The sequence below is a fragment of the Micromonospora sp. NPDC049044 genome, assembly GCF_040649215.1.
Lineage (GTDB): Bacteria > Actinomycetota > Actinomycetes > Mycobacteriales > Micromonosporaceae > Micromonospora.
Genome location: NZ_JBEZFA010000077.1, coordinates 1 through 8,398, shown reverse-complemented (window position 1 = coordinate 8,398; position 8,398 = coordinate 1). Strand labels below are relative to the sequence as shown.

At 70.2% G+C, this 8,398-nt stretch carries 9 protein-coding genes and 1 tRNA gene; 5 read left to right on the top strand and 5 right to left on the bottom strand.

The window, feature by feature from the left end:
- Positions 1 to 32: 32 nt before the first annotated feature.
- From AB0B85_RS33465 to AB0B85_RS33450, 4 genes are read right to left on the bottom strand one after another with little or no spacing between them, the layout of a single operon-like run.
- Positions 33 to 791 carry an ABC transporter ATP-binding protein gene (locus AB0B85_RS33465; protein ID WP_357413764.1) on the bottom strand — a complete coding sequence of 253 codons (759 nt, stop codon included), beginning with the start codon at positions 789 to 791 and terminating at the stop codon, positions 33 to 35.
- Entirely contained in the window at positions 788 to 1,558 is a 771-nt protein-coding gene (gene cbiQ / locus AB0B85_RS33460) for a cobalt ECF transporter T component CbiQ (protein ID WP_357413762.1), read from the bottom strand. The genes AB0B85_RS33465 and cbiQ overlap by 4 nt, the downstream gene beginning before the upstream one ends.
- Positions 1,559 to 1,572: 14 nt before the next feature.
- Complete coding sequence (locus tag AB0B85_RS33455; protein WP_357413760.1) at positions 1,573 to 1,998, bottom strand: PDGLE domain-containing protein; 426 nt, start codon at positions 1,996 to 1,998, stop codon at positions 1,573 to 1,575.
- Positions 1,995 to 2,711: an energy-coupling factor ABC transporter permease gene (locus AB0B85_RS33450; protein WP_357413758.1), complete on the bottom strand. Its 717-nt coding sequence runs from the start codon at positions 2,709 to 2,711 to the stop codon at positions 1,995 to 1,997. The genes AB0B85_RS33455 and AB0B85_RS33450 overlap by 4 nt, the downstream gene beginning before the upstream one ends.
- Before the next feature lie 241 nt (positions 2,712 to 2,952).
- Here AB0B85_RS33450 and bcp point away from each other — a divergent pair, with 241 nt between their 5' ends.
- From bcp to AB0B85_RS33435, 3 genes are all read left to right on the top strand, one after another.
- The gene (gene bcp, locus AB0B85_RS33445) at positions 2,953 to 3,429 is read left to right on the top strand and encodes a thioredoxin-dependent thiol peroxidase (RefSeq protein ID WP_357413756.1); all 477 of its coding nucleotides are present in this window, start codon (positions 2,953 to 2,955) and stop codon (positions 3,427 to 3,429) included.
- A gap of 88 nt (positions 3,430 to 3,517) precedes the next feature.
- Positions 3,518 to 3,600 (top strand) — tRNA-Leu (locus AB0B85_RS33440).
- A gap of 85 nt (positions 3,601 to 3,685) precedes the next feature.
- Positions 3,686 to 4,213 carry a GNAT family N-acetyltransferase gene (locus AB0B85_RS33435; RefSeq protein WP_357413754.1) on the top strand — a complete coding sequence of 176 codons (528 nt, stop codon included), beginning with the start codon at positions 3,686 to 3,688 and terminating at the stop codon, positions 4,211 to 4,213.
- Positions 4,214 to 4,217: 4 nt separating this feature from the next.
- Here AB0B85_RS33435 and AB0B85_RS33430 read toward each other — a convergent pair whose 3' ends face one another.
- Positions 4,218 to 5,201 carry an expansin EXLX1 family cellulose-binding protein gene (locus tag AB0B85_RS33430; protein ID WP_357413752.1) on the bottom strand — a complete coding sequence of 328 codons (984 nt, stop codon included), beginning with the start codon at positions 5,199 to 5,201 and terminating at the stop codon, positions 4,218 to 4,220.
- A gap of 307 nt (positions 5,202 to 5,508) precedes the next feature.
- Between AB0B85_RS33430 and AB0B85_RS33425 the strand changes: the two genes are divergently transcribed.
- Entirely contained in the window at positions 5,509 to 6,576 is a 1,068-nt protein-coding gene (locus tag AB0B85_RS33425; RefSeq protein WP_357413750.1) for an LCP family protein, read from the top strand.
- A gap of 173 nt (positions 6,577 to 6,749) precedes the next feature.
- Positions 6,750 to 8,225, top strand: coding sequence for a sugar transferase (locus tag AB0B85_RS33420; RefSeq protein WP_357413748.1), 1,476 nt, complete (start codon positions 6,750 to 6,752; stop codon positions 8,223 to 8,225).
- Positions 8,226 to 8,398 lie beyond the last annotated feature (173 nt).

The following is an 8,398-nucleotide window of genomic DNA, read 5'->3' as shown; positions in this document are numbered from 1 at the left end:
GGTGGGTGGGTGGGTGGGTGGGTGGGGTGGGGCTACGGCCGGGGGGTGAAGCCGTAGGGCAGTTCGAGGCGGTGGCGGGCCAGCAGGTCCGAGTCACGCAGCAGGTCGAGGGTGGGGGCGTCGGCGACGATCCGACCGCCGTCGAGGATCACCGACCGTTCGCACAACTCCGCCGCGTACGGCAGGTCGTGCGTGACCATCAGCAGCGTCACCGGCAGGTCGCGCAGGATCTCGGCCAGCTCACGGCGGGCCGCCGGGTCGAGGTTCGACGACGGCTCGTCGAGCACCAGGATCTCCGGGTGCATGGCGAGCACTGTGGCCACCGCCACCCGGCGGCGCTGCCCGAACGACAGGTGCTGTGGTGACCGGTCCCGGTGCTCGCCCATTCCCACAGCGGCGAGCGCCTCGTCCACCCGGGCGGCCAGCTCCGCTCCGCGCAGGCCCAGGTTCGCCGGCCCGAACGCCACGTCCTCCGCGACAGTGGGCAGGAACAACTGGTCGTCCGGGTCCTGGAAGACGATGCCCACCCGGCGGCGCACCTCGCCCAGGGTGGCCCGGTCCGGCGTGACGGTCAGCCCGCCGACGCTCACGCTGCCCTCGGTCGGGGTGAGGATGCCGTTGAGGTGCAGCACCAGGGTGGTCTTGCCGGCGCCGTTGGGCCCGAGCAGCGCCACCCGGTCGCCGCGCGGCACGGTCAGGTCCACCCCGTGCAGGGCGACGTGCCCGTCCGGGTACGCGTACCGGACGCCACGCACGTCCAGCGAGAGGGCGGTCTGCACGACACCGATCATGACAGCACGACGGCGGTGGCGGCGATGGAGGCGGCCAGCACGGGCACTGTCGCCGCCATCAACCACTGACCGGGGCTCGCCGCGCCCTCGCCCTGCCACACCACAGGCATCCGCCCGTTGTAGCCCCGGGACAGCATCGCCAGGTAGACCCGCTCACCCCGCTCGAAGGCGCGCAGGAACAGCGCGCCGATCCCGGCGGCGAAGCCGCGCAACTGCCACAGGAAGCGTGGGTCGTCACCCCGGGAGATCCGGGCCACCCGCATCCGCCTCGCCTCGCCGACGAGCACGTCGAGGTAGCGCAGCATGAACGTGGCAATCTGGGTGAGCACCTGCGGGCAGTGCAGCCGGTCCAATCCCACGATCAGGTCCCGGGTGCTGGTGGTCGCGGCGAGCAGCAGTGAGGCGAGCACGCCCAGGGTGCCCTTGGCCAGGATGTTCCACGCGCCGTGCAGCCCGTCCTCGGACAACCGCAGGCCCAGCACGTCGACCCGGTCGCCGCTGCCGAGGAACGGCAGCGCCACGGCGAACAGCACGAACGGCAGCTCGATGAGCGCCCGGCTGAGCAGCCACCGCGGCCCGACCCGGGCCAGCGCCGCCACGGCGGCCACCAGCATGGCGTACGCGCCGAAGGCCCAGAACGCCGTGCGGGGGGTGGCGACCACGGCGATGGTGAAGACCACCATCGCCACGATCTTGACCTCGGGCGGGAGCCGGTGCACCGGCGAGTCCGACTCGCGGTACAGCACATGCCCGTGACCGGCACCCATCCGCGTACCCCTGCTCAGCTCGCCGCGTCGGCGCGGCTACGGACGTCGCCGGACGTCGCGGAGTCGCCCTCGACGGACGTCGTCGTGGTGCCGTCGGTCGGCGTGGTGCCGCGGCGGCGCAGCAGCCAGAAGCCGCCGGCGCCGATCGCGAAGGTGACGAGCACCCCGAGCACCCCGGACAGGCCGGTGGAGACGAAGCTGTTCTCCACGCCGCGCACGCCGTAGTCGGCGAGCGGGCTGTCCCCCAGCTCGTGGTCCTTGGCCTGCTGCGCCGGGCAGCTGCCGCCGACGATGTTGTCGTCGGCGTCGACAGTGCAGCCCTTGAGCAGTGACGAGTCCAGCCCGTCCGGGTGCGACGAGGCGTAGTTGCTCACCACCCCGGCGAGCAGGAGGGCGACCAGCAGGCCACCGGCCAGGAAGGCCCAGGAGCGGTTCTTCATCGGACACCTCCGGAGACCGCGACGGCGGGGGCGGTGGGGGTACGCAGCGAGCGCAGCGCGTACACCAGGTCGGGTCGCACCTTCGCGACGGTGAGCACTGTGGTCGCGGTGATCAGCCCCTCGCCGATGCCGATCAGCAGGTGCACGCCGGCCATCGTGGCGGACAGGCCGGCCAGGTTGCTACCCAGGTCGGTGGTGCCACCCAGCCAGTACTGCAGGACGAAGCCCTGCGACGCGACCACCACGCTCAGCGTCGCGGCGACGAACGCGGTCACGGCCAGGCCGGCCCGGGTACGGGGCAGCACCCGCAGCAGCAGCGCGATGAGTGCGTACGCCGCGGCGGTGCCGAGCAGCGCCATGTTCGTGATGTTGAGGCCGAGCATCGCCACGCCACCGTCACCGAAGATCAGTGCCTGCACGACAAGCACCACCGACACGCAGAGCGCGCCGACCCAGGGGCCGACGAGCAGGGCGGCGAGCGCGCCACCGAGCAGGTGACCACTCACGCCGGCCGTGAAGATCGGGAAGTTGAGCATCTGGACGGCGAAGATGAACGCGGCCACCAGCCCGGCCATCGGGGCCAGCCGGTCGTCCAGGTCGCGCCGGCCGCGCAGGACGCAGACGGTGAGCGCGGCCAGGGCGAGCGCAGCGAAGAGCGCTGCCACGGGACCGTCGATGATCCCGTTGGAGATGTGCATCGCACGTGTTTCCACGCGACCTCCCACACGTCAGTTGGGCCCGACCGGGCCAGCACGCGTCAGCCTATTTCCACAGACTCGTTGTTGCCATAGCTTGGCAACAACGCGAGGTGTTGATCACCTTCCTTCGCCTGATGGTCGACTCGCCTTCCCTGATGTCGGGGTGTCCGCGTACCCGGGATGCCCCGGTTTCAAGGACGACGAGTCGATCACCGGCCGGCGACGGCGCCCACCTGGCCGGCGGTATCGTCGGGCCATGACCACGCCCGACCGCCTCTCCCCCGGCGACCCCGCGCCCGAGTTCACCCTCGCCACCGACACCGGCGACCAGCTCTCCCTCGCCGAACTGCGCGGCCGCAAGGTGGTCCTGTACGCCTACCCGGCCGCGATGACCGCCGGCTGCACCAAGCAGGCCTGCGACTTCCGCGACTCGCTCGCCTCGCTCCGGGCCGCCGGCTACGAGGTCGTCGGCATCTCCCCGGACAAGCCGGAGAAGCTGGCGAAGTTCCGGGAGCGCGACGCGATCACCTTCCCGCTGGTGTCCGACCCGGACCGGGCGGTGTTGACCGCCTACGGCGCGTACGGCGAGAAGCAGCTGTACGGCAAGACAGTGACCGGCGTGATCCGCTCGACGTTCGTGATCGACGCCGACGGCAAGGTCGAGCGAGCGCTCTACAACGTCAGGGCCACCGGGCACGTCGCCAAGCTCCGCCGCGACCTCGGTCTGGACTGAGCCGACCAGCCACCGCACGGTCTCGATCGTTCGCAGGGAGGCCGGGCTCGACACCGTCGAAGCCGGACGCTCTAGACTCAGCGAGTTGGCGGGAGTGGCGTAACGGCAGCCGCGATAGGTTTAGGTCCTATTGTCCGAAAGGGCGTAGGGGTTCGAATCCCCTCTCCCGCACAGGTCAACGCACCGCGTGTCAGCGGTTGTCGGGCACGTCACTGTCCAGGGTCACGGGCCTGGTCGGCGGTTCAGGATGGCGGGTGTGAACCTGCGCCTCACCCTCGACCCCGATCTGACCCCGCGGCTACGCGCCGAGATCGTCGCGCTCTGGACTGACGTCAGCAACGCCGGCGGCGCTGTCGGCTTCGTACCTCCGGTGACCGCGGCCGACGTGCGCGTGCTCGCCGACCCGACCTTCGCCGGCATCACCGACGGACCGGACCGCCTGCTCGTCGGACACTCCGGCGACCGGCTGGTGGCGCTGCTGATCTTCACCGACAACCGCTTCGTGCTCAAGGCGCACTGGTGCGTGTTGAAGCGGGTGATGGTCCACCCGGACACCCAGGGCAGCGGCTACGGCGCGGCGCTGATGACCGAGGCCGCCCGGTTGGGCCGGCGACTCGGCTACGAGGCGCTGCACGTGACGCTCCGCGACGGGTTGGGGTTGGACGGGTTCTACCGTCGCCTCGGCTACCGGGAGGTCGGCCGGCTGCCGGGCGCGTTGCGGGTCGCGCCCGATGACGACCGGGACGAGATCCTGATGTGGCTGGACCTCCCGCCTGTCGACTGAGCGGTCAGCCCGTGCACCAGCGGGCGTTCGACACGGCCGGCTGGGTGCTCGGCGTGCCGGTGGCCGGCGCGCTCGCCTTCGCCACCTCGACCGGACGGCGGGTCGGCTGCGGCGTCGCGGCGGCGGATCGGTTGCCGGGCGGGCGGGCCGACGCCGACGGGCGGGGGGTGGTGGCGGCGGCGCGCCCGTACATCCGGACCGCGCTGTTCTGCACCTGGCCGGGCGCCATCCGGATGCCGCTGACGGTGGCCCGGTTGCCGTACACGTCGGTGACCTGGATGGTGAACGGGCCGGCTCCGGCACCCGAGACGATCAGCCAGTAGTTGTAGTCCTGCCGGGCGGCCGCGCGCCACGGACCGCTGTCACCCTGCCGGACCTCGACCGACCGCAGCGGGTTGCCGTGGTTGCCGACCCGGACGGCGAACCAGAACTGCGACGCCCCCTCCTTGATCCGGAAGGTGAGCGGACCGGGCAGCGGTGGGTTGACCACCGCACGGTAGGTGACCGGGACGAGGCCCTGGACCGGTTCGGCAATCCGGGCGAACGCCTCGCGGGACAGATCGAGATGCCCCGGGGCGCACTCCGGGCACTGGTCCATGATCAGCACCCGGACGGTGCCCTTCGGTCCGGTCACGTCGAGGAAGCCACCGCAGGCGGCACCGGCGGCGTATTCGGCAGGGCCGAGCGCGACGTAGAGCCGGTTGGCCGGGGCGGCGGGGTTCGAGCAGTTGCCGCCGGCGCCGTTCGAGTCGTAGAAGGTGGCCTTGCCGCTGTGCGTGGCGGTGCCGGTGGGCGGCGCGGCGGCGAGGGTCCGCCCGGCGGCACAGGCCGGGGCGGAGCCGGACCGCATGGTCAGGGTGAGCCCCATTGCCGCCGCGACGACGGTGACGCCGGCGGCGACGAGCCACGGCGTCGAGCGGGACGACGACGCGGGCCGCTGCTGGGGAGCGTGGTCCAGGTCGATGTCGACAACGCTTACGTCCGTCACGACGGCGATGCTGCCGGAACGGGGCGTGCATGGACAAGTCGGCTAAGCCAAAGCTAAGACAGCATTGACCGACGGTGATCGGCGCGTGCCACGTGCCGGCGGTCGACCCTGGTCAGGCGTCACCGCGCAGCGGTCGCACCGGCCGAATGGCCTGCGGGGTGACAGCTCCGCGCCGCCGAGTGACGTCCACCGCTGCTTCATGACAGGTTCACCGCAACGATCGTCGGAGAAGTTTCGGTCGGGACGTGGAACCCGATGACCCGGATGGGGGTACATCCCCGTAACCGGGAATCAGTAGCATCGCGGCATGCAGTATCGCCAAGAGTACGCGGAGCCCGAGACCCAGTTCATCGCGGCGCAGCAACCACCGGAGCCGACCAAGCAGGCGCGGCGGCGGCGTCCCCGATGGCAAAAGGTCGCTTTGATCACTTTCGTGGTCCTGGCATTGCTCGGCGGTGGCGGGATGATCGCCGGAGGTTTGTACTTCCGTTCGATCAACTCCGGCATCGAGCGCGTCGACGCCTTCGACGGCGTGCCGGAGGCCGACCGCCCGCAGGTGGGTGAGAACGCCAAGGGCGCCATGAACATCATGATCCTCGGCAGCGACTCCCGCGACCCGAACAGCGAGTCCGGCTCCCGCACCGACACGATCATCGTGGCCCACCTGCCGAAGGACCGGTCCAGCGCCCAGCTCATCTCGATCCCCCGGGACACCTGGGTAAGCGTGCCGAAGTCCTCGAGCGGCCGGGGTGGCCGGGACGCGAAGATCAATGCGTCGTTCGCGTGGGGTGGCGTGCCGTTGCTCGTGCAGACGGTGGAGAAGTTCACCGGCGTGCGGATCGACCACGTGACGATCGTCGACTTCAGCGGATTCAAGGACATCGTGGACGCGCTCGGCGGCATCAACGTGGACGTGGAGAAGGGCTTCACCACGCTGTACGCGCTCAACGGCAGCCGGACGTTCAACGCCGGCCGGCAGAAGATGGACGGGGCGGCCGCGCTGGACTACGCCCGCGAACGGCACGCCTTCGCCGACGGCGACTTCGCCCGGATCAAGCACCAGCAGCAGGTCATCAAGGCGATCCTGGACAAGGCGGCCTCTGGCGGCACTCTCGCCAACCCGGCCAAGCTCAACTCCTTCATCAAGGCAACTGCGGATTCGGTCGCCGTGGACAAGAAGTTGAACCTGGTAGACCTCGGATCCGAGATGCGCGACCTGCGCAGCGGCAACCTGACGTTCCTCACCTGCCCGGTGAAGGGCACCGGAATGATGGGCACCGAGAGCGTGGTGCTTGCGGACAAGGAGAAGGCCGCTAAGGTCTTCGATGCGGTCCGTAACGATGACGTTCCGGGAATCCTCTCCGCCGCAAAGTAGGAGAAGGAACTGACTTGCCGGCTATGGTGGCACGACCCGGTCGATCGTAGAGTTCGGTCGCCCTTCTGGTCGGGATGCATGACCGAGGGTTTTCACGGGGAGGTCCACTAGTGTCAGGCCATCCGGCGACCAGCCATTCGTCCATGCCGCCAGTCGACGGGGACGACCTTGACATGCCGGGCGATGGGGCCCGCCGCTACGGCGGCGCCCCACCCGTGCCCCAGACCAGGGAGCCTGGGGTTCGGGCGCCGGCAAAGGTCGAGGTGCCCGGTCTCGGCACGACCGCCGTCCTGCCGTACGCCAGGTCCCGCACCTCGTCGCGCACCCGGTGGCTGCGGGCCTGGATGATGAACGCGCCGGTCGACGCCGTCGCGCTGCTCGCTCCGCTGCTGCTGAGCCAGAACTACTGGCGCGGGACGATGGCCTACGCCGCCCTGACCTTGACCCTGTTCGCCGCCGGTGGCCTCTACCGGCCACGCCGTCACGTGAGCATCCTCGACGAGCTGCCGAGCCTCTGCGGGCGACTGCTCGCCGCCGCCTCGGTGGTGGCCATCATCGCGGCCGAGCGTCACGCCTCGGTGGCGTACGTCGGCGGGTTCATGCGCGATGTCGCTCTGTCGGCGTTGCTGGTGATCCTCGGACGTGCGGCCAGCAGGTCGTTCACCGTGTTGTCCCGCAAGCGTCGCTGGGCCGAGCACAACGCGCTAGTGGTCGGCGGCGGGCCGATCGGCCTCGAGATCGCCCGGTTGCTGCGTCGCTACCCTCAGTACGGTCTGCGGTTCGTCGGCTGCGTCGACGCTTCGTCCCGTCAGGACAACGCCGCGCTTGCGCTGAGCGGCACGATGACGGACCTCGAACACCTCGTCCGGCTGACGGAGTGCGAAGTCCTGATCATCGCCGACCCGGACTGCGACGAGTCGACGCTCATGGAAACCCTGCTGCAGCCCCGCAGCTCACGCTGCGATCTCTGGGCGGTGCCGCGCCTGTGGGGCTCACGCTCGCACGGCGGTTACCCCGACCACATCGGCGCGTTCCCGATCGTCAAGATCGGTGACATCACGCTCAGCGGCCCACGGTGGGCCATCAAGCGGGCTTCCGACATTCTGTTCGCCGGGGTCGCGCTCCTGCTGTTGAGCCCGGTGCTGCTGCTCTGCGCCCTCGCCACGTTCATCGACGGTGGCCGCGGGATCTTCTTCTACCAGGAGCGGATCGGCCGGTACGGCAAGCCATTCAAGGTCATCAAGTTCCGGTCGATGCGGCCCGTGAACGAGCAGGAGTCGCAGACCAACTGGTCCATCGCGCACGACAACCGGGTCGGGCCGATCGGCCGGTTCATGCGCCGGACCTCGCTTGACGAGCTGCCCCAGCTGTGGAACATCCTGCGCGGTGACATGAGCGTGGTCGGGCCGCGGCCGGAGCGGCCGTACTTCGTGGAGAAGTTCTCGGCCGAATACCCGAACTACGCGGCCCGCCACCGCGTCCCCGTCGGGCTCACCGGGCTTGCCCAGGTCAGCGGCCTGCGGGGCGACACGCCCATCTCCGACCGGGCCCGGTTCGACAACTACTACATCGAGAACTGGTCGCTGTGGTTGGACGTCAAGGTGGTGCTCCGCACCGTCTCGGAGGTCTTCCGCGCCGGCGGTCGCTGACCAGACGCAGAACCGCCGCGGGTGGTGGTGCCGACGATTCGAACTCCGTCGGCGCCACCACCCGCGGCGTTTGTCAGCTCATGCGGTGGGTGTGGTCTTGAGGGGTTCCCACCAGGTGCGGTTGTCGCGGTACCAGGTGACGGTGTCGGCGAGGCCCGCATCGAGGGTGATGC

Coding starts and splice junctions, on each gene's coding strand:
- AB0B85_RS33465 (WP_357413764.1), bottom strand. CDS start 791: ATGATCGGTGTCGTGCAGACCGCCCTCTCGCTGGACGTGCGTGGCGTC.
- cbiQ (WP_357413762.1), bottom strand. CDS start 1,558: ATGGGTGCCGGTCACGGGCATGTGCTGTACCGCGAGTCGGACTCGCCG.
- AB0B85_RS33455 (WP_357413760.1), bottom strand. CDS start 1,998: ATGAAGAACCGCTCCTGGGCCTTCCTGGCCGGTGGCCTGCTGGTCGCC.
- bcp (WP_357413756.1), top strand. CDS start 2,953: ATGACCACGCCCGACCGCCTCTCCCCCGGCGACCCCGCGCCCGAGTTC.
- AB0B85_RS33425 (WP_357413750.1), top strand. CDS start 5,509: ATGCAGTATCGCCAAGAGTACGCGGAGCCCGAGACCCAGTTCATCGCG.
- AB0B85_RS33420 (WP_357413748.1), top strand. CDS start 6,750: ATGCCGGGCGATGGGGCCCGCCGCTACGGCGGCGCCCCACCCGTGCCC.